This window comes from Kitasatospora cineracea (assembly GCF_003751605.1).
Taxonomy (GTDB): Bacteria; Actinomycetota; Actinomycetes; order Streptomycetales; family Streptomycetaceae; genus Kitasatospora; species Kitasatospora cineracea.
On sequence record NZ_RJVJ01000001.1, the window covers coordinates 4,936,178 to 4,960,430 of the forward strand.

Here is a 24,253-nt window from a genome sequence, read left to right on the forward strand (position 1 = left end):
GTTGTACGGGGCGCTGTGACGCGGCTGTGACAACCGACGGACACGGCTGTGGATCATGACCGGATAGAACTGGGTCAAGAAAGTTTCCGGTCCGTTCCGGGCCGCTCCTCCGACCCCACCCGAGGTACACCGCCATGCGCACCGCCACCCGTCTGACCGCCACTGCCGCCGTCGCCCTCCTCGCCGGGCTGGGCCTGACCGCCTGCAACGACGACGCCGCCACCACCGCGACCGCCCCGACCAGCGCGGCGGCCCCGGCGTCCGGCACCGCCGCGGCCCCGGCCGGCGGCACGGCGGCGAGCCCGGCCGGCAGCACCGGCGGCACCGGCACCGCCGCCTCGCCCAAGGCCGGCGGCGGCACCAAGTGCACCGCCCAGGACGTCAAGCTCACCGTGACCGGCCCGGCCGGCCGGGCCGGCGAGCAGCAGCCCGCCCGGGCCGAGGTCCGGGCCCAGAACACCTCCGGCAAGCCCTGCACGCTGACCGGCTTCCCGGGCGTCCGGCTCACCGACGACGAGGGCAAGGCCGGCCCGCTGGACGCCGTCCGCCAGGGCGGCGCCAACGCCGCTGCCGTCACCCTGCAGCCCGGCAAGTCCGCCGCCGCCCCGCTGATCTACAGCGACGTCAACCTCCAGGGCAGCGCCTCCGGCCGCCTGGTCTGCGCCGTCCAGGGCTCCAAGCTCGCGGTGATCCTGCCCGACACCACCCAGCAGTCCCAGGTCCCGGTCACCGGCGGCGTCGACAACGGCACCCTCAACGTCTGCGGCGACCTCACCGTCGGCCCCTTCGAGACCGCCGCCTGACCGCCGCCCGACCGCCGCCCGGCCCCCGTCCGACCGCCGCCGCCACGCCCGGCCGGCGGCACCCCGCTCACCCGTTCCGCCTGCTGACGGTGCGTCACCCGGGCCCCCGGGAGACGGTGGACAGATCGTTCGTCCACCCCTGATCCGCGGAGGCCCGGGATGTACCAGAACCAGTTGGCGAAGACCGGCGCGGGCGTGCTCGTGCTCGGCGGACTCACCGTCGCCGGGTGGTGGATGATCGCGGTCGCGGCCGTCCTGGTCGCGCTCGGCGTGCTCTGCGTCCGGTTCGGCTTCCGCCGTGGACGCTGAGCACCCGGCGCCCGCCGCGCTGACGGCCTGGCGGCACCGGCCCGCGGCCCTGCTCGCGGCCGTCGCCGCCCTGTCCGTCGCCGCCCTGGTCGCCACCGGCTACGGGCTGCGCGCCTGGGCCGCCGCCACCGGCACCGGCGGCGGCTGGGCGGACTGGGCGTGGGCCCCGCTGGCCCTGGCGCTCGCCGTCCAGACCGGCCTCTACCTCGCCGAACGCCCCGTCCGGGCCACCCCCGCCCAGCAGCGCGCCCTCGACCGGCTCGACGTCGCCGTCCTCGTCCCGCTCTACAACGAGGACCCCGGCTACCTGCGCACCGCCCTGCACTCGCTGCTCACCCAGACCCGCCCCCCGCAGTCCGCGCACGTCGTCGACGACGGCTCCACCACCGGGTACGCGGACCTGCGGACCGAGTGGCTCGCCGCCGCCGCCCGGGCCGGCGTCCGCGCCACCTGGCAGCGCCGGCCCAACCGCGGCAAGCGCGCCGCCCAGGTCGCCGCCGCCGCGCACTGCCCCGGCGCCGACGTCCTGGTCACCGTCGACTCCGACGCCCACCTCGACCCGCACGCCCTGCACGAACTGCTCCAGCCCCTCGCCGACCCGAAGGTCCAGGCCGTCGCCGGAGTCGTCCTCGCGCACAACAACCGGCACGGCCTGATCAGCCGGATCACCGACCTCTGGTACGTCACCAACCAGCTCGTCGACCGCTCCGCGCTCTCCCCGCTCGGCGCCGTCATGGTCTGCTCCGGCAGCCTCGCCGCCTACCGCGCCGACCTGCTCACCGACCACCGCGAGCAGTACCTCGGCGAGACCTTCGCCGGACGGCCCGTCACCTTCTCCGACGACTCCCTGCTCACCTTCTACGCCCTGCGACGCGGCCGCGTCGTCCAACAACCCTCGGCGGTCGTCTTCTCCGTCATGCCCGAGAACGTCGGCCACCACCTGCGCCAGTACCTGCGCTGGATGCGCGGCTCCACCATCCGCTCGCTGTGGCGGGTGCGCTACCTGCCGCTCGGCCACCCCGCCCTGCTCGTCCAGGTCCTGCGCTGGTACCAGCACCTCGCCGCCACCGCCACCGCCGCCCTGCTGCTCACCCACACCTGGCGCACCGGCACCGTCCTCCCGCCCGCCCTGCTCGCCGTCCCCCCGCTGATCGTCGCCGGACAGACCCTGCGCTACCTCACCGTCCGCCGCTCCGACCAGCCCGTCCGCTCCCAACTCGCCACCTGGGCCCTCACCCCGCTCGCCGCCGCCTGGTCCTGGACGGTGCTGCGCCCGCTGCGCTGGTACGCCGCCCTCACCTGCCTGCGCACCGGCTGGGGCACCCGCCAGCACGGCCCCGAGGTGGCGCTCGCCCCCGCCGCGGCCCGGCGGTAGCCGCACCGCCCGTACCGTTCGTGTCGGCACCGCCCGCCCCGCCCGGCCGCGTTCGAACACCGTCGGCGCCGACCCCTACGATGTGCGCCATGACGACAGCCGGGCCGGGCGGCCAACTGATCGACGGCCGCTTCGAGTTGCTGGCGCGGCTCGGCGGCGGCGGAATGGGACTGGTCTGGCGGGCCCGGGACACCATGCTGCAGCGCGAGGTCGCGCTCAAGGAGGTCCGCCCGCCGGACCCGGCGATGCTCGCCGCCGACCCCGCCGCCGCCCACGAACTGCGCGAACGCGTGCTGCGCGAGGCCCAGGCCCTCGCCCGGCTGCAGCACCCCAACGTGGTGACCATCCACCACATCGTCGACAACGCCGAACTCGCCCACCCCTGGCTGGTGATGGAGCTCGTCTCCGGCGGCTCCCTGCACGACCGGATCACCCGCGGCCCGCTCTCCCCGCCGGAGGCCGCCCGGATCGGCCGCGGCCTGCTCGCCGCGCTCACCGCCGCGCACGCGGCCGGCATCCAGCACCGCGACGTCAAACCCGGCAACGTCCTGCTGCGCACCGACGGCACGCCCGTGCTCACCGACTTCGGCATCGCCGCGCTCAGCGAGTCCACCAGCCTCACCGCCACCGGCGCGCTGATCGGCTCGCCCGAGTACATCGCCCCCGAACGCATCCGCGGTCACGAGGGCGACCCCGCCTCCGACCTGTGGTCGCTCGGCATGACGCTGTACGTCGCCGTCGAGGGCCACCACCCGCTGCGCCGCGCCAACAGCATCGCCACCCTCGCGGCCGTCCTCGACCAGCCGCTGCCGCCGCCGGTCCGCTCCGGCCCGCTCGGCCCCACCCTCACCGCGCTGCTGGCCCGCGACCCGGCCGACCGGCCCGACGCCGCCCGCCTCGACCGGCTGTTCGCCGCCGCCGAACAGGGCGTCGACGGCACCCTCGGCGGCAGCCCGGCCTTCTCGCCGACCGAGACCAACTCCCCGCCCCCGTACAGCCGGACCGAGACCAACGGCACCGTCCCGCACACCCCGACCGAGACGGTGCGCCCGGGCCCGGGCCCGCGGCGGCGGACCGGGGCGGTGCTGACCGCGGCGGTCGCGGTGGCGGCGGCGGTCGGGCTGCTCGGGTGGGCGTTCGGGCCGAAGCTGTTCGACGGGAAGGGGGGCGAGGACCCGCCCGCGGCCGGGGCCTCCGTCCCCGCGACGGCCCCCGCGACCGCCGGGGCGGTGCCGCCCGCCAAGCCGTCCGCCGCGCCGTCCTCCGCCGCGCCGTCCAAGGGCGGCACCGGCGCCGGCGCGCCCGCCTCCGGCACCGACCTGCTGACCCCGGACGGTGCCCGGGCGCTGGTCGAGTCGATCCGGTCGAGCACCGGCAGCTCCACGATCATCGACATGACGGTCCGTTCCGACAACGCCCACGCCAAAGTGGTGCGCAAGGACAACCCGGCACGCTACGACACCGTCGACTACCGCGCCGGGAAGCTCACCACCACGGCCGGCGGCGTCATCGACAGCATCAGCGCCAAGAAGCTCGTCGACCTCGGCCGGATCGACTGGGACCAGCTCCCGACGGTCACCGCCACCGCCAAGAGCCGGCTCGCCGTCCCGCAGCCGACGGACCGCTACCTGCTCGTCGACTACGGCTGGTTCGCGGACGAGATCACCATCCGCTACTACCTCTCCGACGACCAGGGCAGCGGCGGCGGCTACCTCACCGCGGGCGCCACCGGCAAGGTCCTCAAGGTGGTGAAGTCCACCGACTGAACCGGGAGCACGGCGGCGGCCCCGCCCCCCGCTGTCCGGGAAGGGGGCGGGGCCGCCGCGTCGACCGGCCGTCAGCCGGTGGCCTTGGAGACGAACTCGGTGGTGTAGGTCTTGGCCAGGTCGATGCTCGCCTCCTTGCCCTGCACGTCCGGGTGGAAGGCGGCCAGCACCGACAGCACGGTCTTGGGGCCGTCGGCGGGCATCACGCCGTCGGTGGTGAACATCGGCAGGGTGGCCTTGATCGAGGCCGCGTACTCGGCGGCGCCGCCCTGCGCGTAGTCGGCGGGCATCTGGGCCGCGATCTCCTCGGGGGTGTGGGTGTTCATCCACTTGAGGGTCTTCACGAAGGCGTTGGCGAGCTTCTGGACGGTCTCCTTGTTGCCGTCCACCCACGCCGTGTTCATGTACAGCGAGGAGGACGGGTAGAGGCCGCCGAGCGCCGCCTTCGAGCCCTCGGGGGTGCGCATGTCGTACAGCACGGTGCCGAGCTGCTTGGACAGGATGTTGGCCACCGTCGGGTCGGTGGTCATGCCGGCGTCGATCGAGCCCTGCTGGAGCGCGGCGATGAAGGTCTGGCCGGCGCCGACCGCGATCGGGCTGAACTCGCTGACGTTGACGCCGTTCTTGACGGCCAGGTACTTGGTGAGGAAGTCGGTGGAGGAGCCGATGCTGGTGACGCCCAGCTTGCGGCCCTTGAAGTCCGCGCCGGACCTGATCGCGTCGGCCTGCTTGGCGGAGACCACCTCGACCTCGCCGGGGGCCTGCGAGAACTGGACCACCGACTCGACGATCTTGCCCTTGGCCTGCAGGTCGATGGTGTGGTCGTAGAAGCCGACCGCGCCCTGCACGTCGCCGGCCAGCAGCGCGGTGGTGGCGTTGACGCCGGCCGGCTCGCTCAGCAGCTCGACGTTGACCCCGGCGTCGGCGAAGTAGCCCAGCCGCTGGGTCAGCATGGCCGGCATGTAGATGACCTTGTCCAGGCCGCCGACCATGATCTTGACGGTGGGGCCGTCGACCTTCTTCCCGGCGGGGGCGGCGCCGTTGTGCGAGGTCGCGGCGTCGTTGGCACAGGCGGCCAGCGGCAGCAGGAGGACGGCGGCGAGGGCGGCGGCAGCGGTTCTGCGCATGGTGGGGGAGAGCCTCTCTGAACGAACGGGGAAGTGGGTCTCAGCGGCCGTCGCCGGCGTCGGCCGGCTTCCAGCGGAACAGGCGTTTCTCGGCGAAGGTCAGCAGTCCCTCGGTGAACAGCGCGACCACGGCCAGGATGGTCATCGCGGCGTACACGCCCGCCGCGTTGAAGGTGCCCTGGGCGGCCGCGACCATCAGGCCCAGGCCCTTGGTGGCGCCGATGTACTCGCCGACGATCGCGCCGATCAGCGCGAAGCCGAAGCTGACGTGCAGGCTGGTGAAGATCCAGGTGGTGGCGGCGGGGATGACCACCTGCAGGGTGACCTTCCGGTTGCTGGCGCCCAGGATCCGGGCGTTGGCGACCAGGTTGCGGTCCACCTCGCGGGCGCCCTGGAAGGCGTTGAAGAACACCGGGAAGAACACCAGCACCACGGCCGAGGCGACCTTGGACGCCGGGCCGAGGCCGAACCAGATCAGGAAGATCGGCGCCAGCACGATCCGCGGGATCGCGTTCAGCACCTTGATGTACGGGCCGAACACGTCCGCCAGGAACCGGATCCGGCCCAGCGCGATGCCCAGCAGCACGCCGCCGACCACGCCCAGCACCCAGCCGGTCAGCGCCTCGTACAGGGTGTAGCCGATCTGCTCGCCGAGCGAGCCCTGCGCGGTGCCGTGGGTGACCCACTGCCAGATCTGGTTCCAGATCCTCGACGGCTGGGAGAAGTTGAACGGGTCGATCACCCCGGTCCGGGAGCACAGCTCCCACAGCCCGAGGAACCCGGCCAGCACGGCGGCCCGGGCCCCGTACACGCCCAGCTTCCGGTTGCGGGCCGCCCGCTCGCGCACCTCGGTGCGGGAGACGGTGGGGGCGGCCGGGGCTACTGCTGCGGTCTCAAGCGGCACGACCCGCTCCTCTCTCACGGGTGATCCGGACCTCTTCGCCCAGCGAGGCCCAGATCTCTCGGTACAGCTCGACGAAGCGCGGCTCCAGCCGGACGGCCTCCACGGTGCGCGGCCGCGGCAGATCCACGGTGAAGACCTCCTTCACGGTGGCCGGTCCGGCCGTCATCACCACCACCCGGTCGGCCAGCGCGATCGCCTCGTCCAGGTCGTGCGTCACGAAGACCACCGAGGAGCCGGTGCCCGCCCACAGTTCGAGCAGCTGGTCCGACATCAGCGCCCGGGTCTGCACGTCCAGCGCCGAAAACGGCTCGTCCATCAGCAGGATCCGCGGGTCGTTGACGAAGGTCTGGGCCAGCGCGACCCGCTTGCGCATGCCGCCCGAGAGCTGGTGCGGGTAGCGGTCCTCGAACGCCGACAGGCCCACCCGGGACAGCCAGTCGCGGGCCTTCTCCCGGGCCCGGTCGGCCGGCACGCCGCGGAACCGGGGCCCCGCCATCACGTTCGACAGCACCGTGCGCCACGGGAACACGGCGTCCTGCTGGAAGACGAAGCCGACGTGCTCGTTGATGCCGGACACCGGCTCCCCGTACACCCGCACCTCGCCCTCGGTGGGCTCCTCCAGGCCGCTGACCAGGGTCAGGGTGGTGGACTTGCCGCACCCCGTCGGGCCGACGACGGCGACGAACTCGCCGGGGGCGACGGTCAGGTCGAGCTCCCGGACGGCGGTGTGCAGGGCGCCGGACGGCGTCCGGAAGCGTTTGGTCGCCCCGGTCAACTCGATCGCCGGGACGGCCCCGGCCTTGTGCGGGTCCACGTGAACCACCTACCTCCTCGGCCGGCTCCCTCGCCGGCCCGCTGCTGTGGACCGGGACGCTACGAGGACGGACGGGGGTGGCGGGAGCCTTGCGGGCGTAACGCGGTTTTGCGGCGTTGAGAGCTGTTGTGCTCGTTTTGCTTCCGCTACAACAACCGGGGGCGGGGCTGACAGAAACACGCCGGAAACATAGGGTGGCCACCACCCCGCACCCGGCCTGAGCAGGAAGGACGCCACCATGGGACGACCGCTCGGACCGTTCCGGCCGCACTGGCCGCGCCGGGTCTTCGCCCAACTCCTGCTCAGCCAGACCGTGGTGACCGTCGCCGTCACCGCCGTCACCGCCGGGCTGTTCCTCGCCCCCGTCAGCGCCGAACTCGACCGCGACGCCATGCAGCGCGCCCTGACCATCGCCCAGGTCACCGCCACCGACCCGGACGTCGCCCGGGCCGCCGCCGACCGCGACCCCGACACCGCGCAGGGCATCGCCGAACGGATCCGGCTCGCCAGCCGCGCCGAGTTCGTCGTCATCACCGACACCGAGGGCATCCGGCTCTCGCACACCGACCCCGCCCGGATCGGCCTGCGGGTCTCCACCGACCCCGAACCCGCCCTGCGCGGCGAAGTGGTCACCGCCATCCAGGACGGCACCCTGGGCCGCACCGCCCGCGGCAAGGTCCCGCTGCGGCTCGCCGACGGCCGGATCGTCGGCGAGGTCTCGGTCGGCCTCAGCGACGACTCGATCCGCGGCCGGCTGGTCTCGATGGCCGGCGGCATCCTGCTCTGCGCCGGCGCCGGCCTGGTCGTCGGCCTCGCCGCCACCCTCGTGCTGGCCCGCCGCCTCAAGCGCCGCACCCACAACATCGCCGTCGCCGACATCGCCGCCCTGCTGATCGAACGCGAGGCCATGCTGCACGGCATCCGCGAAGGCATGCTCGCCCTCGACGCCGCCGGGCGGATCCGGCTCGCCAACGACGAGGCGCTGCGCCTGCTCGCCCTGCCCGAGGACTGCACCGGCCGCACCGTCGACGACCTGCTGCCGCCCGGCCGGCTCGCCGACGTGCTCACCGGCCGGGTCGAGGGCGCGGACCTGCCCGCCGTCCGCGACGACCGCGTGCTGGTCGTCAACCGGATGGCCACCGCCGACGGCGGCGCCGTCACCACCCTCCGCGACCGCACCGAACTCGAGTTCCTGGTAAGGGAGTTGGACCACACCCGGGGCCTCACCGAGGCGCTCCGCGCGCAGGACCACGAACACGCCAACCGGATGCACACCCTGCTCGGCCTGCTCGAACTCGGCCGCCACGACCAGGCCGCCGACTTCATCTCCGAACAGTCCGGCACCCAGGCCGCCCGCGCCGCCCGGATCGGCCGCCACGTCCAGGACCCGCACACCGCCGCCCTGCTCACCGGCAAGGCCGCCGTCGCCGAGGAACGCGGCACCCGGCTCACCGTCACCCCCGACAGCCACCTGCCCGACGCCCTGGTCGACGCCCGCGCCCTGGTCACCGTGGTCGGCAACCTGGTCGACAACGCGATGGACGCCGCCCCCGCCGGCACCGTCGAGGTCCGGCTGCGCACCGTCGGCACCACCCTGCTGGTCGAAGTCGCCGACAGCGGCCCCGGCATCCCCGCCGACCTGCGCGAACGCGTCTTCGAAGAGGGCTGGAGCAGCAAGCAGGCCCCCGCCCACCGCCCCCGGGGCATCGGCCTCGCCCTGGTCCGCCGCCTGGTCGAACGCAGCGGCGGCCGGCTCGCCGTCGGCACCGGCCCGCTCGGCGGCGCCCGCTTCACCGTCGAACTCCCCGAGGCCCTGAGCGCCACGGAACCCCGCCTGGAGCACGCATGATCGACGTCCTCGTGGTCGACGACGACTTCCGGGTCGCCGACGTCCACGCCGCCTACGTGGCCAAGGTCCCCGGCTTCCGGGTCACCGGCACCGCGCACAGCGCCGCCCAGGCGTACGCCACCCTCGAACGCGCCCCCGTCCACCTCGTCCTGCTCGACCACCACCTGCCCGACGAGACCGGGCTGGTCCTGGTCCGGCGGCTGCGCGAGGCCGGCATCCGGTGCGACGTCATGATGGTCACCGCCGCCCGCGACGTCTCCACCGTGCACGCCGCCATGCAGCACGGCGCACTCCAGTACCTGGTCAAACCGTTCAGCTTCGCCGGCCTGCGCGACAAGCTCACCGCCTACGCCGAACTGCGGCACGCCCTCGCCGGGCCGTCCGCCCGCGAGACCTCCCAGGACGAGGTCGACCGGATGTTCGCCGCCCTGCGCACCGGCACCTCACCCGCCACCGCCCTCCCCAAGGGCCACAGCGCCCCCACCACCGACCTGGTCCTCGACGCCCTCCGCCGCGCCGCCACCCCCCTCTCCGCCCAGGAGGTCGCCGACGCCACCGGCCTGTCCCGCTCCACCGCCCAGCGCTACCTCAAACAACTCGCCCAGGACCGCCGCCTGCGCCTCTCCCTCCGCTACGGCGACACCGGCCGCCCCGAACACCGCTACCTCCTCGCCCCCGCCCCCCGCTGAGCGCGCAGCCCGAGCCGCCCGAGCAACCACCCGCCCAGGGCCAGCCAGGCCGAGGCCAGCAGCCAGCCGCCCAGCACGTCCAGCGGCCAGTGCACGCCCAGGTAGACCCGGGTGAAGCCGATGACGCCCGCGAACAGGGCCGCCCCCGCCGCCGCGAACCGGGCGGCCCGGGGCCGGGCCCGGGCCACGGCCAGGGCCAGCAGGCCCGCCGACAGGGCGGAGGTGAAGGCGTGCCCCGACGGGAACGCGAAGCCCGACGCGTCGAACGCCCAGTCCGCGACCGGCGGCCGCGGCCGGGCGAAGGCCCGCATCAGGCCCTGCCGCAGCAACTGCCCCGCCACCAGCCACACCAGCGGCGCCAGCAGCACCCCGGCCGTCCGCCGCGCCCCGGCCGGGCGCCCGGAGCGCACCGCGACCGCGCCCGCCGCCAGCGCCAGCAGGTACGGGAAGACGTCCGTGCCCAGCGAGGTCACCGCCATCGCCAGCGACCGGGCCCAGCCCGGCCGGTGCGCCACGCCCCAGCGCACCGCCGCCGCCTCGAACCCGAACGGCGCCCACCCGTGCACCGCCACCACCACCGCCAGCAGCGCGAACGCCCCGCCGCAGGCCGAAGCCAGGACGACGGGGCGGTGGCGCGGGTCCGCGCCGGTCACCGGGCCCGGGCCCCGCGGCGCGAACGCAGCACCTCCAGGAGCAGCGGCAGCAGCGAGACCACCACCACCAGGGCGACGATCGGCAGCAGGTAGTGGTCGACGTTCGGGATCGACGAGCCCAGCGCGTACCCGGCCAGCACCAGCCCCACCGTCCACACCAGACCGCCCACCACCTGCCACAGCGTGAAGGTGCGGGCGTCCACCCCCAGGGCCCCCGCCAGCGGGTTCAGCACCGTGCGCACCACCGGCACGAAGCGGGCCAGCACCACCGCCTTCGCGTGCCCGTACCGGGTCAGGATCTCCTCCGCCCGCACCGCCCCGTTCTGCAGGTGCCTGTTGCGGGACCGGGCCAGCAGCGCCCGGCCGCCCCGCTTCCCGATCAGGTACCCGACCTGCGCCCCGGCCAGCGCGCCCACCACCGCGGCGGCCAGCACCTGCCCCAGGTTCAGGTGCGGCCCGCTGTGCGCACTCGTCGTGCACAGCAGGCCCGCCGTGAACAGCAGCGAGTCGCCCGGCAGGAAGAACCCGACCAGCAGGCCGGTCTCCGCGAACATCACCACCGCGATGCCCAGCGCACCGAACGAGGCCAGCAGCGACCCCGCGTCCAGCGGATTGACGGCCAACAGGGCCGAGGAGGAGAACATCGTCGAAGCGCCTTTCCGGGGAGGGTCCGGGGGAGTGCCGGGGAGTGCCGGGGAGTCCGGGGAGGAGTGCCGGGGCGGGCGGCGGCACCACTACGGCCAGCATGGCCCAGGTGCGCTGAACGGATCCTGAAGACCTGAAGGGGTCTTCAGGAAGCGGCCCGCTCCCGCCGGCCCGGCCACAGCACCGCGCCCGCGATCACCACCGCCAGCACCAGGCTCACCGGCCCGGTCCCCAGATCCAGGCCGCCACGCTGCCGGCTCACCCCCGCCCAGTCCGCGAAGCACGCGCCCAGCGGACGGGTCAGCACGTACGCCCACCAGAAGGCGAGCACCGGCGGCAGCCGCAGCACCCGGTGCCCCAGCGCCGGAACCGCGATCAGCGCGGCGAACAGCAGCCCCGACGGCAGGTAGCCCCAGCCCAGGGTGGCCGCGGTCAGGTCGCCCACCGCCGTGCCCAGCGCGAAGGTCGCCATCACCGCCGCCCAGTAGAAGACCTCCCGGCGCCCGCCCGCCACCGTCTCCACCGCCAACGTCCCCTCGGTGCGCCGCCACACCGCGAAGACCGCGGCCAGCGCCAGCGCGAACACGCCCGCGGAGAGCGCGTACGGCACCCCCGCCGCCACGTGCGCCACGTCGGCGGCCATCGTGCCGAACACGCTCACCATCACCACCGCCGCCCAGTACACGACCGGCCGGTACCGCCCCGCCCGCGCCTGCGCGGCCAGCGCGACGGCCAGCAGCACCGCCGCCCCGCCCACCGCCGGGACCGGACCGAACGTGTGTGCGAGGAAGTCGGACGTGGTCTCGCCCATCCCGGTCGTCAGGACCTTCACCACCCAGAACCCGGCGGTCACCGCGGGCACCTTGCCCACCACCCCCGCCCGGACGGCCGGCGCCGGTGCGCGGGGGAGACGGGGACGGCGGTGCTGCTACTGCTCACTGCGGGGCGTTCCTTCCGGAAGGGGGGAGGAGAGGAGAGGGAGACGAGGGCGGGAGGCCCGGCGCCGGGACCGAGCGGGGCCGGTGCCGGTGGTCAGCCGGTGAGGGGGGTGTTGCCGGTCAGGGCGCCGGTGGTGCCGTCCACCGTGACCAGGTGGCGGGTGCCGTCCGGGCCGAGGACCACGGCCTGCCAGGCCCGGCTGCCGTCGGCCGCGGTCGCCGTCCGGATCGACTCGGCGCGTCCGCCCGGCACCGCGGACGCCGCCTTGACGAGCGCGTCGGCAGCGTCCAGCGAGGGCAGCGGTGCCGGGGCGGCCCGCCGGGTCGGACGCCCGCCGGACCGCTGTCCGGAGCGGCTCCCGTCGCCCCCGAGCTCGCCCCGGTCGTGCCGCTCGCCGCGCTGTTCGCCGCGCTGCTCCCGGCCGTGCTCCGCCCCGTCGCGCTGCCCGCCCCGGGCGGCGGCGTGCCCGCCGTGGTGCTCGTGGTGCCCGGTGGCCGCGACCGCCGCCGCCCCGCCGCCGACCAGCAGAGCCGCGACCGCGACCCCGCCGCCCCAGCGGGCGGCCCGCCCGCGCGGCCGCGGCGGTGCCGTCCGTCCCGTCCCCGACCGCTCCTGCTCGTCCACGCCGCCCACTCCCGCTCGCGTTGCCGGTGTTCCGTGTGTGCTCGGCCCCGGACCGGCCGCCACCGCTCGGCAGGCGGGCGGGCGCGCGTTCGAAGGCCGGGGCCAGCATGGCCGGGGCGCGCTGAAGGGTTGCTGAAGACCTGAAGACGCCTTCAGCGACGGGCCGCGGCGACCTGCCACCCTGGGGGCATGCGCGTACTGGTGGTGGAGGACGAACAGCGGCTGGCCCTGGCGATCAAGCACGGGCTGGAGGCGGAGGGCTTCGACGTCGACATCGTGCACGACGGGCTGTCCGGGCTGGCCCGGGCCACCGACCGGTCCTACGACGTGGTCATCCTGGACATCATGCTGCCGGGCCTCAACGGCTACCGGGTCTGCGCCCGGCTGCGGGCGGCCGGCAGCGACGCGGGCATCCTGATGCTCACCGCGAAGGACGGCGAGTGGGACGAGGCGGAGGCGCTCGACACCGGCGCCGACGACTACCTGTCCAAGCCGTTCTCCTTCGTGGTGCTGGTCGCCCGGCTCAAGGCGCTGGCCCGCCGGATCGGCTCCCGGGCCCCGCGCCGGGCCGTGCTCGGCGACCTGGTGGTCGACTCCGCCGCCCGCACCTGCACCCGGGGCGGCACGCCGATCGCGCTGACGCCGCGCGAGTTCGCGGTCCTCGACCACCTGGCCCGGCGGGCCGGCGAGGCGGTCTCCAAGCGGGAGATCCTCGAACAGGTCTGGGACGCCGCCGCCGACAGCGACCCCAACACCGTCGAGGTGCACATCAGCGCGCTGCGCCGCAAGATCGACACCCCGTTCGGCCGCAGCGCCCTGCAGACCGTGCGCGGCGCGGGCTACCGGCTGGAGCCCGACGGTGGCTGACCGGAACCCGGCGGCGGCCGGCCGGCCCGGAGCGCGGCGGGCCCGGGCGGCCGCGCTCCGGGCCCGCGCGACCGCCGCCGTCCGCCGCCTCGCGCCCCGCTCGGTGCGCACCCGCACCACCATCGCGGCCTGCGCCGCCGTCGCCGTCGTCCTGCTGATCGCCTCCGCCGCCGTGGTGCTGCTGCTGCGGGTCAACCTGGAGCGCACCGTCGAGGCCGGGGCCCGCGAACAGGCCCTCGCGGTGGCCGGGCTGGCCGCCGACGGGCACCTGCCCGGGCAGCTGCCGCTCGACCACGGCACCGACTTCATCCAGGTCACCGACGCCGCCGGGAACGTCGTCGCGGCCAGCCAGAACCTGGCCGGACGCCCCGCCCTCGCCCCCACCGGCACCAGCGACGGCCACTCCACCTTCGACCTCGGCGCACTCGGCGACGAGCACCACCAGCGGGTCACCACCGTCACCACCGGCACCCCGTCCGGGCCGGTCACCATCCGGGTCGGCGCCTCGCTGCACACCGCCGACACCGCCGAGGACCTCACCACCGCCGCGCTCGCCGCGCTCAGCGCCGTCCTGGTCACCACCGTCGGCGCGGTCACCTGGCGGGCCACCGGGCGGGCCCTGCGGCCGGTGGAGGCGATCCGCTCCGAAGTCGCCGGGATCGGCGACCGCGACCTCGACCGGCGGGTCCCCGAACCCGGCAGCGACGACGAGATCGCCCGGCTCGCCCACACCATGAACGCCATGCTCGACCGGCTCGAATCGGCCGGCCTGCGCCAGCGCCGCTTCATCGCCGACGCCTCGCACGAACTGCGCAGCCCGCTCGCCGTGCTGCGCACCCAGCTGGAGGTCGCCCACACCCACCCCGACCCGGCGGTCCGCGCCGACATGGTCGCCGGGGCGCTCCAGGACACCGACCGCCTCCAGTCGCTGGCCGCCGACCTGCTGCTGCTGGCCCGCCTCGACGCGGCCGGCCACGACGGCCCCCGCGAGACCCTCGACCTCGCCGAACTCGCCCGCACCACCGCCGACTCCCGCGGCACCCCCCGCCACCCCGTCGACCTGCACGTCCGGGACGGCGCCCTGGTCCTCGGCAACCGCCTGTGGCTGGGCCGGCTGCTCACCAACCTGCTCGACAACGCCCAGCGGCACGCCCGCAGCCGGGTCACCGTCCGGGTCGGCACCGACCCCGCCGACGGCAGCGTCGTGCTGGACGTCACCAACGACGGCCCCGCCATCGCCCCCGCCGACCGCGAGAAGGTCTTCGAACGCTTCACCCGCCTCGACGACGCCCGCAGCCGCGACCACGGCGGCACCGGCCTCGGCCTGCCGATCGCCCGCGACATCGCCACCCTGCACGGCGGCACCCTCACGGTGGCTGACGGCCCCGGCACCACCTTCCGCACCCGCCTCCCCGGCCACGTCCCCGCTTCCTAGTGCCGCGCGACGGGCGAGGGCCGCCTGACGCGGCACCAGCCGAACCGCCGGGCCGGGTGTGCCGTCCCGGGACGTCGGTGACCCGCGGGCCGGGTTCTTGAACGGGTGAGGGCCTCCGGGGCCGGTCGGCGTGTTCGGTCACTCGGGGCGGGGCCGGTCGAACAGTGCGGCCACGCTCTGCGGTGCCTCCGGGCCGAAGAAGACCTCCAGGTTCCGCGCGGAGCGGCCCGCGGCTTCGCCGCTGCGCGGGAACAGCCGCTCCTCGTAGGCGGCGAGCGCGGCCTCGGTGTCGGGTCGTGCGGCCAACTCGCCCGCCAGGTCGGCCCCGTCGTACATGGCGAGGTTCGCGCCCTCACCGGCGAAGGGCGACATCAGGTGCGCGGCGTCACCGACGAGCGTCACTCCGGGCACCCTGTTCCAGGCGATCCCGACGGGAAGGGCGTGGATGGGCCGCAGCCACGGCTCCGACTCGCTCCGGGTCACGAAGGCGGTGAGCAGCGGTGACCAGCCGTCGAACTCGGCGGCGACCCGGCGGAGGGCGGCGGTCCGGTCGCCGGAGGCGATCGGCCTCATCCACTCCTCGGGCCTGTTCAGCGCCGCGTACCCGCACACGTGCCCGTCCGCGTACCGGTGGGCGATGATGCCCCTGCCCGGGGCGAGCGCCATCAGCGTGCCGCTGCCGATCGCGGCCGCGCTCGCCCGGTGGTTCCGGTCGCCCGGTGTGAGGGCGATCTCGACGAAACAGGTGCCGCTGTAGGAAGGCGTGGCGGGGGTGAGCAGGGGCCGCACCTTCGACCAGGCGCCGTCCGCGCCGATGACGGTGTCGGCGCGCGCGGTGGAGCCTCCCGCGAAGGCGAGCTCGTAGCCGCCCTCCGTGCGGTGCCGGAGCGAGGTGAGCCGGTGGCCCCACCTGATCGTCCCGGGTGCCAGCGAGTCGATGAGCAGGCGCCGCAGTTCGCCGCGGTCCACCTCGGGGCGGGCCGATCCGGGGTCGGCGGGCCGGTCGAACAGGACGGTGCCGTGGCGGTCGACCACGCGCTTGGCGTCCTCGCCCGGGCGGACCAGGGCGAGGAACTCGTCGTACAGGCCCGCCGCGCGGAGCGCGACCTATCCGGTCTCCTCGTGGATGTCGAGCAGACCGCCCTGGGCGCGGGCCGTTGCCGAGACCTCGCCCTCGTAGATCGTCGCGGTGATGCCGTGGGCCCGGAGCACCCGGGCGAGCGTGAGCCCGCCGAGTCCCGCTCCGACGATGGCGATGGTCTTCTGCATGCTGCGCTCCTGGGAGGCGCCGACAGGTGTCGGCGGCGGTCGGCGCCGTGAGCGGGTGCGATGGTCCGCTCCCGGCAGGAGACGCTCACCGGTCAGAAGCTGTCTGCATCGATGTACGAGCGGTGCCCGGTGGATGGACCCGGGGACACCGTTTTTCGCGACCCCGCAACTATAGCCCGGCAGTTGCGACGGGCAGGACCGGCAGCACTCGCGCTGCGGCGCACCGCGTCCGGCACGTCGTGCACCTCCTCGGGCGGAGCCGTCCCGGGTCCGCGGCGGGCGAACCCGCTGCTCCTGCTGCCGGCCGGGGGAAGGCGTCGCGCGCGTGCTCGACGGCGGGCGTGCTCTGCCAGGCCCGGGCCGGCCGTGCGTCCGAGCGGACGGCAGCCGGTTCCTAGGACGGCGGGTTGGGCCGGGTCAGGCCCAGGTCGTAGGCGAAGATCACCGCCTGGACGCGGTCCCGCGCGCCGATCTTGGCGAGGACCCGGCCGACGTGGGTCTTGACGGTCGACTCGGACAGCACCAGGCGCTCGGCGATCTCGCCGTTGGTCCAGCCCCGGCCGACCGCGAGCAGGATCTCCCGCTCCCGGCCGGTCAGCGCGGCCAGCCGCGGGTCCTGGTCCGCCGCCCCGGGCAGCCGCACCGGCAGGTGGTGGGCGTACGCGTCGAGCAGGCGGCGGGTGATCGCGGGCGCCACCACCGCGTCGCCCCCGGCCACCGCGCGGACGCCCGCCAGGAGCTCCTCGGGCCGGGCGTCCTTGAGCAGGAAGCCGCTGGCCCCGGAGCGCAGCGCGGCGTGCGCGTACTCGTCCAGGTCGAAGGTGGTCAGCACCAGGACCCGGGAGCGGCCGCCGGAGGCGACGATCAGCCGGGTCGCCTCGATGCCGTCCATGCCGGGCATCCGGATGTCCATCAGCACCACGTCCGGCCGCAGTTCGGCGGCCAGCCGGACCGCCTCCGCGCCGTGCCCGGCCTCCCCGGCGACCGAGGTGTCGGGCTGGCTCTCCAGCAGCATCCGGAAGCCGAAGCGCTGCAGGGGCTGGTCGTCCACGATCAGGACGCTGGTCATGCCGGGCCTCCGGCCGGGTCGAGGACGGGCGGGGCGGGCTGAACGGGCGGCGGGGCGGACGGGAGGAGCGGCGGGGCGGACGGGAGGAGCGGGACGGGCGGGGCGAGGTCCAGGTCGGCGACCGGTGTGACGTCCAGGTCGGCGACCACCGACCAGCCCCCGCCCGGGGCCGGGCCCGCCGTGACGGCGCCACCGTACAGCGCGGCCCGCTCCCGCATGCCGGTGACGCCCTGCCCGTCCCCGTCCGGAGCGCCGCCCGGCCCGTTGCCGGGGCCGCCGTCGTCGTCCACCCGGACCAGCAGCCGGGCCCCGGCCAGCGAGACCGACACCCGGGCCCGGGCCGCGGGGCCCGCGTGCTTGAGGGTGTTGGTCAGCGCCTCCTGGACGATCCGGTAGACCATCAGCTGCACCCCGCGGTCCAGCGACTCCAGGTCGCCCTCGGTGCGGTGCACCACCTCCGGGCCGGCCGAGCGGATCCGCCCGCACAGCCCGGCCAGGTCGGCGATGCCCGGCTGCGGGGCCAGTTCGGGGCCGTCGCCGTGCTCGCGCAGCACGCCCAGCATCCGGCGCAGCTCGCCCAGCGCCTGCCGGCCCGAGTCGCCGATCAGCGCCAGCGCCTCCCGGCCGCGCTCCGGCGCGGAACGGGCCGCGTACGCGCCGCCGTCCGCCAGCGTGATGATCACCGACAGGTTGTGGCCGATGATGTCGTGCATCTCCCGGGCCACCCTGGTCCGTTCGGTCGCCGCGGCCAGCCGGCTGCGCTGGTCGCGCTCCACCTCCAGCCGGGCCGCCCGCTCGCGCAGGCCCGCCAGCTGCGCCCGGCGGACCCGGACCGCGATGCCCACCGCGACGGCCGCCGTCACCGCCGCGGCCAGGAAGAACAGCACGTCCCACACCGACACCGCCGAGGACAGCCGGAGCGCCACCGCCACCGCCCCCGCCGCACTGGCCGCGCACGCCCAGGCCAGGGTGCGCAGCCGCCCGTGCAGGGCCAGCGCGTACAGCGCCAGCAGCAGCGCCGCGTCCGCCCGCAGCGCCGCGCCCAGCGACCACTGCACCAGGAACACCGCGCCCATCACGGCGAACGCCGTCCCCGGCCGGCGGCGGCGCCACAGCAGCGGCAGCAGCAGTGCGGCCTGGAAGGCCAGGGTGGCGGGCAGCGGCAGGTGGGTGAAGACCACGTGGTGCTCGCGCGGGCCCTCGTCGTCCTCGCCGCGCACCAGTTCCGGCACGCAGAACACCAGGAACGCCCCGGCCACCACGGCCGCGTCCAGCAGCCACGGCCACCGCCCGTCCAGCCCGCGCAGCCGCTGCCCGGCCCGGGCGAGCCGGTCCAGGAACGGATGGCCGGACTCGGGCCCGGCGGTGACGGCGGGGGCGGGGGCTCCGGAGGTGACAGTGGGGGCAGCGGGGACGGGGAGCGGGGTGGCCGGGTCGTGCACGGGGAACCCCCGGGAGTGGTCGGACGGCGGGTGCCGCGGGGCCCCGGCGCTCGGTGCGGCCGGGGCCCCGCGGCAGGTCAGTCTGTCAGGCGCGGCGCGTGCGGCCGAAGCGCCCTCGCGCGGTGTCGCCCGCGCGTCGTGCGGGCGACACGCCGCGCTGCCTACGCGTCGCGCCGCAGCAGCCGCACCGCCGCGCCCGCCAGCGCCGCCACCGTCCACAGGGCGAAGACGGCCAGCCCGGCGCCGGGGGACAGCGTGGTGCTGTCGTGGGTGAGGGCGAACATCGCCTGGCCGGCGTTGCTCGGCAGGTAGGGGTTGATGTGGTCGTGCCAGGAGCTGGGCAGCAGCGACACCAGGCCGGGCACCAGCATCAGCGAGGCGACCAGCACCGAGATGCCGCCCGCGATCGAGCGCAGCAGCATGCCCAGCGCGACGCCGATCACGCCCACCAGGGCCAGGTACAGGCCCGCGCCGAACAGGCCGCGCACCACGCCCGGGTCGGAGAAGGTCAGCGCCGCCTTGGTGCCGGACAGGATCCCGCTGCCGAGCAGGAAGGCCACGAACACCCCGGCGGTGGCCAGCACCAGCGCGACCGCCCCGTACACCAGGGCCTTCGCCCACAGCACGGGCAGCCGGCGCGGCACCGCGGCCAGCGTGGAGCGGATCATGCCGGTCGAGTACTCGCCCGCCGCGATCAGCACGCCCAGCACGCCGAGCGCGAGCTGCGCGAAGTTGGTGCCGAACAGCGACAGGGTGAGCGCGTTGGCGTCGGCGAAGTCGCGGTCCATGTGCCGGCCGGAGGTCAGCCGGGACTTGAACTGGTAGGCGGCGATCAGGCCGAACGCCACCAGGAAGAGCAGCCCGAGGCCCAGGGTGATCCAGGTCGAGCGCAGCGACCAGGCCTTCGCCCACTCCGAGCGCAGCACCCGGGCGGCGGTGACCTCGTACGGCGGACGGGCGGGGCGCTCGGCGGCGGCCGAGGACGGGGCGGGGGTGGGGGCGATGGTGCTCACGCGGCGCTCCTCGAGGTCTCGACGGGGTGGGTGGTGGTCGAGCCGTGGTACTCCACGGCGTCCCGGGTCAGGTCCATGAACGCCTGCTCCAGCGAGACCGTCCGGGTGGCCAACTCGTAGAGCGCGATGCCGTGTTCGGCCGCGACGGTGCCGATCCGGCGGGCCGTCAGGCCGGTCACCTCCAGCTCCTCGGCGCCCGTCCGGCCGGTGATCTCCACGCCGGGGCCGGTGAGCAGCCCGCGCAGCTTCGCCGGGTCGGCGGAGGCGACCGTCACCCGGTCGCCGCCCGCCTGCCGGACCAGCTCCTGCACGGTGGTGTCGGCCAGCAGCCGGCCCCGGCCGACCACGATCAGGTGGTCGGCGACCAGCGCGACCTCGCTCATCAGGTGCGAGGAGACGAACACGGTGCGCCCCTCGGCGGCCAGGCCGGTGAGCAGGTTGCGGATCCACAGCACGCCCTCCGGGTCGAGGCCGTTGACCGGCTCGTCGAGCATCACCGTGGCCGGGTCGCCGAGCAGGGCCGCCGCGATGCCCAGCCGCTGCCCCATGCCGAGCGAGAACGCCCCGGCGCGCTTCTTCGCCACCGACTCCAGGCCGGTCAGGCCGATCACCTCGTCCACCCGGGCGCGCGGGATGCCGTGGGTGTGGGCCAGCGCCATCAGGTGGTTGAAGGCCGAGCGCCCCGGGTGGATCGACTTGGCCTCCAGCAGCGCGCCGACCTCCTGCAGCGGCGCGGCGTGCTCGGCGTAGCGGCGCCCGTTGACCCGCACCGAGCCGCTGCTCGGCGCGTCCAGGCCGACGATCATCCGCATGGTGGTGGACTTCCCGGCACCGTTCGGGCCCAGGAACCCGGTCACGCTGCCCGGCTTGACGGTGAAGTCCAGCCCGTCGACGGCGGTCTTCTCGCCGTAGCGCTTGGTCAGCTGCTGCGCCTCGATCATCCGGTCCGCTCCCTGCCGCTGCGGGGCCGGGCCGTCCCGACCGCCTCTGCTGCCACGCTAGGCCCGGCCCGGGCCCGGAGGGCGGCACCCGGGGACGATCATTCACCGCCGGGTGGTACCGGGGTACTACCTCCTCCGGGCGCCGGTACCAGCGCGGCGACCAGACGGCGGATCAGCTCCGGGGGGCCGGCGGGCCCGGCGTGAGGGTGCATCAGCAGGTGGTGGACGGTGCCGACCAGGGCGAGCGCGAGCATCGGGCAGTCGGCGGCGGGGGAGAGGCGGCCCAGCCGCCGCTCGCCCTCCAGGTAGGCGGTCACCGCGCCCTCCACCGCGCCCGGTCCCGGCGCGCCGTCCCGCCAGGCCCGCTCGACCCGTTCGGCCACGCCGTTGCGGGAGACCGCGGCGGCGGCGATCACCGGCCCGTTCGCGCCGAGCAGGACGAGCGCGGCCCCGGCCAGGTTCTCCCGGACGTCCCCCCGGCCGGCCCGGTCGGGCAGCGGGGCGACCTCGGCGGCGACCTTCGCGAAGCGGTCCAGGACGAGCTGCGCGACGAAGTCGTCCAGGTCGGCGAAGTGGTTGTACAGCAGGCCCTTGGCACAGTCGGCCTCCTCGGTGACCGAGCGGTTGGTCAGCCCGGCGGGCCCCTCCCGGGAGAGCACCCGTTCGGCGGCGGCGAACAGCCGCTCCCGGACGTCGGGGATCGCTACGCCGCGCGGTGACATGGGGGGTCCTCCCGGTGGGGCTTGCCAGTATGGGCGTTCGCCCATACCGTGGAAATGGGCGAACGCCCATACTAGCTCTCCGCACGAGGGGGACCCATGTCCGCACCGGTCGACACCGCCCAGTCCGAAGCCTGGAACGGCGAGGAGGGCCGCCACTGGAGCGACCACCAGGACCGCTGGAACGCCGTCAACGAAGGCTTCAACCACCCGCTGCTCACCGCCGCCGCGATCGACGCCGACACCCGCGTCCTCGACATCGGCTGCGGCGCCGGACAGACCACCCGGCTCGCCGCCCGCACCGCCGCCGCCACCCTCGGACTCGACCTCTCCGGCCCGATGCTCGCCACCGCCCGCGCCCTGGCCGCCGCCGAGGGCCTGGAGCGGATCGCCTTCGAACAGGGCGACGCCCAGGTCCACCCGCTGCCCGCCGCGGCCTTCGACGTCGCGATCAGCCGCTTCGGCATCATGTTCTTCGCCGACCCGGTCGCCGCCTTCGCCAACATCGCCCGGGCCCTGCGCCCCGGCGGCCGGCTGGCCTTCGTCTGCATGGCCGACCCCGCCCGCACCGAGTGGCTCGCCGTCCACGACACCGTCCGCGGCCTGCTCGCCGTCCCCGCCGAGGAGCCCGGCCCCGCGGACGGCCCCGGCATGTTCTCGCTCGCCGACCCGGACCTCGTCCGCCGCACCCTGGACGCCGCCGGGTTCGACCGGGTCCGCACCGAACCCGTCGACGCCGCGGGCCGCTTCGGACGCGATGCCCAGGACGCCGCCGACCTGCTGCTCGGCTCCGGCCCCGGCCGCCACCTGCTCACCCTGCTCGACCCCGGGCGCCCCGACGCCGCCGCCCCGCGGGTCCGCGCCGCCTTCACCACCGCCCTCACCCCCCACCAGGGCCCCGACGGCGTCCGGCTGCGCACCGCCGCCCACCTGGTCACCGCCGTCCGCCGCTGAGCCCGGCCCCGGCCCGGGGCCCGTTTCGCCGCCCGGACCGAGGGCACACGCGCCGCATGGACCAGTCCCAAGCGCCGGTGCTCGAGGCCCTCGCGGCCTTCCACGCCAATCCGCTGACCGCGTTCACCCCGCCCGGCCACAAGCAGGGGCGGGGCGCCGACCCGCGCGTCCTGGAGGTGCTCGGGGCGGACGTGTTCCGCTCCGACGTGCTGGCCAGCGGCGGACTCGACGACCGCACCGACTCGCGCGGCATCCTGCCGCACGCCCAGGCGCTGATGGCCGAGGCGGTGGGCGCCGAGCACACCTTCTTCTCCACCTGCGGCAGCTCGCTGTCGGTCAAGGCCGCGATGCTGTCCGTCGCCGGACCGCACGAGGAACTGCTGATCGGCCGCGACGCCCACAAGTCCGTGGTGGCCGGGCTGATCCTGGCCGGCATCCGCCCGGTCTGGGTCGACCCGTCCTGGGACGCCGGCCTGCACCTGGCCCACCCGCCCCGCCCCGAGGCGTTCCGGGCCGCCCTGGAACGCCACCCCGACGCCAAGGGCGCGCTGGTCACCTCGCCCACCCCGTACGGCACCTGCGCCGACCTGGCGGGCATCGCCGAGGTCTGCCACGCGGCCGGGAAACCCCTGATCGTCGACGAAGCCTGGGGCGCCCACCTGCCCTTTCACCCCGACCTGCCGCAGTGGGCGATGGACGCCGGGGCCGACGTCTGCGTCACCTCCGTCCACAAGATGGGCTCCGCCCTCGAACAGAGCTCGGTCTTCCACCTGCGCGGCGACCTGGTGGCCCCCGACGTGCTCAAGCAGCGCGAGGACCTGCTCGGCACCACCAGCCCCTCCACCCTGGTCTACGCCGCGCTCGACGGCTGGCGCCGCCAGATGGTCCAGCACGGCCACGAGCTGTTCGGCTCCGCGCTGGCGCTGGCCGCCGACGTCCGCGAGCGGATCGAGGCCCTCGACGGGCTGCACGTCCACGGCCGGGACGACTTCTGCGGGCCCGGCCTGGCCGCCGACCTCGACCCGCTGCAGGTCATCGTCGACGTCTCCGCGCTGGGCACCACCGGCTACCGGGCCGGCGACTGGCTGCGCTCCTACCACCAGCTCACCCTGCACGTCTGCGACCACCGCCGGATCAGCGCCCAGCTCACCCACGCCGACGACGCCACCACCGCCGACGCCCTGCTGCGCGGCCTGCGCGGACTCGTCGCCGCCGCCGACACCCTCCGCCCGGCCGCCCGGGTGCGCGTCCCCGACCCGGGCGAACTGCGGCTGGAGCAGGCGGCCCTGCCGCGCGACGCGTTCTTCGGCCCCACCGAGCAGGTGCCGCTGGAGAAGGCGGCCGGCCGGACCGCCGCCGAGATGCTCACCCCGTACCCGCCCGGCATCCCCGCCGTGCTGCCCGGCGAACGCCTGAACGACGCCGTCCTGGACTACCTGCGCACCGGGCTGGAGGCGGGCATGCTCATCCCGGACAGCGCCGACCCCGACCTGGCGACCGTCAAGGTCGCCCGCGCGACATGAGCACCGGCGCGCCCCGCCCCGGGCTGCCCGACAGCGCCGTCCTGGCCCGGCAGGTCACCGCCGCGCTGGCCGCCGCCGGGCACACCGTCGCCACCGCCGAGTCTCTCACCGCCGGGCGGCTCGCCGCCGTCCTCGCCGACGCCCCCGGCGCGGGCGGGGTGTTCCTCGGCGGCGTCGTCGCCTACGCCACCGAGGTCAAGGCGGACCTGCTGCGCGTCGACCGCGCCCTGCTCGCCGACCAGGGCACCGTCCACCCCGAGGTCGCCGCCCAGATGGCCGAAGGCGTCCGGGCCCGCACCCGGGCCACCTACGGCCTGGCCACCACCGGCGCCGCCGGACCCGCCCCGCACGACGGCCGCCCCGTCGGCACCGTGCACGTCGCGGTCAGCGGCCCCGACGGCACCCGCACCGCCCGGCCCGAACCGCCCACCGACCGCCCCGACGACATCCGGGCCGCCGCCGTCGACGCCGCCCTGCGCCTGCTGCGCGACCAACTGCGCCCCGACGGCTGACCGCCCGGACGG

At 75.6% G+C, this 24,253-nt stretch carries 23 protein-coding genes and 1 pseudogene; 11 read left to right on the top strand and 13 right to left on the bottom strand.

Annotated elements, in window-relative coordinates:
* Positions 1–134 precede the first annotated feature (134 nt).
* From EDD39_RS22405 to EDD39_RS22415, 4 genes are all read left to right on the top strand, one after another.
* Positions 135–803 carry a DUF4232 domain-containing protein gene (locus EDD39_RS22405; protein WP_123558664.1) on the top strand — a complete coding sequence of 223 codons (669 nt, stop codon included), beginning with the start codon at positions 135–137 and terminating at the stop codon, positions 801–803.
* Between the two features lie 159 nt (positions 804–962).
* Entirely contained in the window at positions 963–1,112 is a 150-nt protein-coding gene (locus EDD39_RS39725; RefSeq protein ID WP_157852458.1) for a hypothetical protein, read from the top strand.
* On the top strand, positions 1,102–2,487 hold the full coding sequence (locus EDD39_RS22410) for a glycosyltransferase family 2 protein (RefSeq protein ID WP_123558665.1): 1,386 nt from the start codon (positions 1,102–1,104) through the stop codon (positions 2,485–2,487). The genes EDD39_RS39725 and EDD39_RS22410 overlap by 11 nt, the downstream gene beginning before the upstream one ends.
* A gap of 89 nt (positions 2,488–2,576) precedes the next feature.
* The gene (locus tag EDD39_RS22415) at positions 2,577–4,253 is read left to right on the top strand and encodes a serine/threonine-protein kinase (RefSeq protein ID WP_123558667.1); all 1,677 of its coding nucleotides are present in this window, start codon (positions 2,577–2,579) and stop codon (positions 4,251–4,253) included.
* A 71-nt stretch (positions 4,254–4,324) separates the two neighbouring features.
* Here EDD39_RS22415 and EDD39_RS22420 read toward each other — a convergent pair whose 3' ends face one another.
* The 3 genes from EDD39_RS22420 to EDD39_RS22430 are packed head-to-tail and all read right to left on the bottom strand — an operon-like array spanning position 4,325 to position 7,098.
* Positions 4,325–5,380, bottom strand: a complete 1,056-nt coding sequence (locus EDD39_RS22420) for an ABC transporter substrate-binding protein (RefSeq protein ID WP_123558669.1) — start codon at positions 5,378–5,380, stop codon at positions 4,325–4,327.
* A gap of 40 nt (positions 5,381–5,420) precedes the next feature.
* Positions 5,421–6,284, bottom strand: coding sequence for an ABC transporter permease (locus tag EDD39_RS22425; protein WP_123558671.1), 864 nt, complete (start codon positions 6,282–6,284; stop codon positions 5,421–5,423).
* On the bottom strand, positions 6,274–7,098 hold the full coding sequence (locus EDD39_RS22430) for an ABC transporter ATP-binding protein (protein WP_123558673.1): 825 nt from the start codon (positions 7,096–7,098) through the stop codon (positions 6,274–6,276). Before EDD39_RS22430 ends, EDD39_RS22425 begins: the two co-directional genes overlap by 11 nt.
* A gap of 238 nt (positions 7,099–7,336) precedes the next feature.
* Between EDD39_RS22430 and EDD39_RS22435 the strand changes: the two genes are divergently transcribed.
* Complete coding sequence (locus EDD39_RS22435; RefSeq protein WP_123558675.1) at positions 7,337–8,947, top strand: ATP-binding protein; 1,611 nt, start codon at positions 7,337–7,339, stop codon at positions 8,945–8,947.
* On the top strand, positions 8,944–9,636 hold the full coding sequence (locus EDD39_RS22440) for a response regulator (protein ID WP_123558677.1): 693 nt from the start codon (positions 8,944–8,946) through the stop codon (positions 9,634–9,636). The genes EDD39_RS22435 and EDD39_RS22440 overlap by 4 nt, the downstream gene beginning before the upstream one ends.
* Here EDD39_RS22440 and EDD39_RS22445 read toward each other — a convergent pair.
* From EDD39_RS22445 to EDD39_RS22460, 4 genes are all read right to left on the bottom strand, one after another.
* Positions 9,609–10,289, bottom strand: coding sequence for a phosphatase PAP2 family protein (locus tag EDD39_RS22445; RefSeq protein WP_123558680.1), 681 nt, complete (start codon positions 10,287–10,289; stop codon positions 9,609–9,611). The two genes, EDD39_RS22440 and EDD39_RS22445, sit on opposite strands and share 28 nt — an antisense overlap.
* A complete protein-coding gene (locus EDD39_RS22450; RefSeq protein ID WP_123558682.1) occupies positions 10,286–10,933 on the bottom strand; it encodes a DedA family protein in 648 nt (215 codons plus the stop codon). Before EDD39_RS22450 ends, EDD39_RS22445 begins: the two co-directional genes overlap by 4 nt.
* 146 nt (positions 10,934–11,079) lie before the next feature.
* Positions 11,080–11,787 carry a COG4705 family protein gene (locus EDD39_RS22455; RefSeq protein WP_341869313.1) on the bottom strand — a complete coding sequence of 236 codons (708 nt, stop codon included), beginning with the start codon at positions 11,785–11,787 and terminating at the stop codon, positions 11,080–11,082.
* A 179-nt stretch (positions 11,788–11,966) separates the two neighbouring features.
* The gene (locus EDD39_RS22460; RefSeq protein WP_148089497.1) at positions 11,967–12,497 is read right to left on the bottom strand and encodes a hypothetical protein; all 531 of its coding nucleotides are present in this window, start codon (positions 12,495–12,497) and stop codon (positions 11,967–11,969) included.
* Positions 12,498–12,686: 189 nt separating this feature from the next.
* On the opposite strand from EDD39_RS22460, the gene EDD39_RS22465 reads away from it, so the two are divergent.
* Positions 12,687–13,364, top strand: a complete 678-nt coding sequence (locus EDD39_RS22465) for a response regulator transcription factor (protein WP_123558688.1) — start codon at positions 12,687–12,689, stop codon at positions 13,362–13,364.
* Positions 13,357–14,799 carry a sensor histidine kinase gene (locus EDD39_RS22470; RefSeq protein WP_123558690.1) on the top strand — a complete coding sequence of 481 codons (1,443 nt, stop codon included), beginning with the start codon at positions 13,357–13,359 and terminating at the stop codon, positions 14,797–14,799. The genes EDD39_RS22465 and EDD39_RS22470 overlap by 8 nt, the downstream gene beginning before the upstream one ends.
* A 138-nt stretch (positions 14,800–14,937) precedes the next feature.
* Here EDD39_RS22470 and EDD39_RS22475 read toward each other — a convergent pair.
* From EDD39_RS22475 to EDD39_RS22500, 6 genes and pseudogenes are all read right to left on the bottom strand, one after another.
* Positions 14,938–16,068 (bottom strand): annotated as a pseudogene (locus EDD39_RS22475) (FAD-dependent oxidoreductase).
* A 394-nt stretch (positions 16,069–16,462) separates the two neighbouring features.
* A complete protein-coding gene (locus EDD39_RS22480; protein ID WP_123558692.1) occupies positions 16,463–17,137 on the bottom strand; it encodes a response regulator in 675 nt (224 codons plus the stop codon).
* Positions 17,134–18,579 carry a sensor histidine kinase gene (locus tag EDD39_RS22485; protein WP_123558694.1) on the bottom strand — a complete coding sequence of 482 codons (1,446 nt, stop codon included), beginning with the start codon at positions 18,577–18,579 and terminating at the stop codon, positions 17,134–17,136. Before EDD39_RS22485 ends, EDD39_RS22480 begins: the two co-directional genes overlap by 4 nt.
* Before the next feature lie 161 nt (positions 18,580–18,740).
* The gene (locus tag EDD39_RS22490) at positions 18,741–19,592 is read right to left on the bottom strand and encodes an ABC-2 transporter permease (protein ID WP_123558696.1); all 852 of its coding nucleotides are present in this window, start codon (positions 19,590–19,592) and stop codon (positions 18,741–18,743) included.
* Positions 19,589–20,533, bottom strand: coding sequence for an ABC transporter ATP-binding protein (locus EDD39_RS22495; RefSeq protein ID WP_030464392.1), 945 nt, complete (start codon positions 20,531–20,533; stop codon positions 19,589–19,591). The genes EDD39_RS22490 and EDD39_RS22495 overlap by 4 nt, the downstream gene beginning before the upstream one ends.
* Positions 20,534–20,631: 98 nt before the next feature.
* Positions 20,632–21,255 (bottom strand): TetR/AcrR family transcriptional regulator, encoded by a 624-nt coding sequence (locus EDD39_RS22500; RefSeq protein WP_123558698.1) that lies wholly within the window; start codon positions 21,253–21,255, stop codon positions 20,632–20,634.
* A 96-nt stretch (positions 21,256–21,351) separates the two neighbouring features.
* On the opposite strand from EDD39_RS22500, the gene EDD39_RS22505 reads away from it, so the two are divergent.
* The 3 genes from EDD39_RS22505 to EDD39_RS22515 are packed head-to-tail and all read left to right on the top strand — an operon-like array spanning position 21,352 to position 24,241.
* Entirely contained in the window at positions 21,352–22,206 is an 855-nt protein-coding gene (locus EDD39_RS22505; RefSeq protein WP_123558700.1) for a class I SAM-dependent methyltransferase, read from the top strand.
* A gap of 56 nt (positions 22,207–22,262) precedes the next feature.
* On the top strand, positions 22,263–23,729 hold the full coding sequence (locus EDD39_RS22510; RefSeq protein WP_123558702.1) for an aminotransferase class I/II-fold pyridoxal phosphate-dependent enzyme: 1,467 nt from the start codon (positions 22,263–22,265) through the stop codon (positions 23,727–23,729).
* Positions 23,726–24,241 (top strand): CinA family protein, encoded by a 516-nt coding sequence (locus tag EDD39_RS22515; RefSeq protein WP_123558704.1) that lies wholly within the window; start codon positions 23,726–23,728, stop codon positions 24,239–24,241. The genes EDD39_RS22510 and EDD39_RS22515 overlap by 4 nt, the downstream gene beginning before the upstream one ends.
* Positions 24,242–24,253: the final 12 nt, after the last annotated feature.

Bases quoted from the DNA above. Each gene is read 5' to 3' on its own strand.
- EDD39_RS39725 (WP_157852458.1), top strand. From the start codon at position 963: ATGTACCAGAACCAGTTGGCGAAGACCGGCGCGGGCGTGCTCGTGCTC.
- EDD39_RS22405 (WP_123558664.1), top strand. From the start codon at position 135: ATGCGCACCGCCACCCGTCTGACCGCCACTGCCGCCGTCGCCCTCCTC.
- EDD39_RS22465 (WP_123558688.1), top strand. From the start codon at position 12,687: ATGCGCGTACTGGTGGTGGAGGACGAACAGCGGCTGGCCCTGGCGATC.
- EDD39_RS22420 (WP_123558669.1), bottom strand. From the start codon at position 5,380: ATGCGCAGAACCGCTGCCGCCGCCCTCGCCGCCGTCCTCCTGCTGCCG.
- EDD39_RS22450 (WP_123558682.1), bottom strand. From the start codon at position 10,933: ATGTTCTCCTCCTCGGCCCTGTTGGCCGTCAATCCGCTGGACGCGGGG.
- EDD39_RS22495 (WP_030464392.1), bottom strand. From the start codon at position 20,533: ATGATCGAGGCGCAGCAGCTGACCAAGCGCTACGGCGAGAAGACCGCC.
- EDD39_RS22510 (WP_123558702.1), top strand. From the start codon at position 22,263: ATGGACCAGTCCCAAGCGCCGGTGCTCGAGGCCCTCGCGGCCTTCCAC.
- EDD39_RS22480 (WP_123558692.1), bottom strand. From the start codon at position 17,137: ATGACCAGCGTCCTGATCGTGGACGACCAGCCCCTGCAGCGCTTCGGC.
- EDD39_RS22440 (WP_123558677.1), top strand. From the start codon at position 8,944: ATGATCGACGTCCTCGTGGTCGACGACGACTTCCGGGTCGCCGACGTC.
- EDD39_RS22500 (WP_123558698.1), bottom strand. From the start codon at position 21,255: ATGTCACCGCGCGGCGTAGCGATCCCCGACGTCCGGGAGCGGCTGTTC.
- EDD39_RS22505 (WP_123558700.1), top strand. From the start codon at position 21,352: ATGTCCGCACCGGTCGACACCGCCCAGTCCGAAGCCTGGAACGGCGAG.
- EDD39_RS22415 (WP_123558667.1), top strand. From the start codon at position 2,577: ATGACGACAGCCGGGCCGGGCGGCCAACTGATCGACGGCCGCTTCGAG.
- EDD39_RS22435 (WP_123558675.1), top strand. From the start codon at position 7,337: ATGGGACGACCGCTCGGACCGTTCCGGCCGCACTGGCCGCGCCGGGTC.
- EDD39_RS22515 (WP_123558704.1), top strand. From the start codon at position 23,726: ATGAGCACCGGCGCGCCCCGCCCCGGGCTGCCCGACAGCGCCGTCCTG.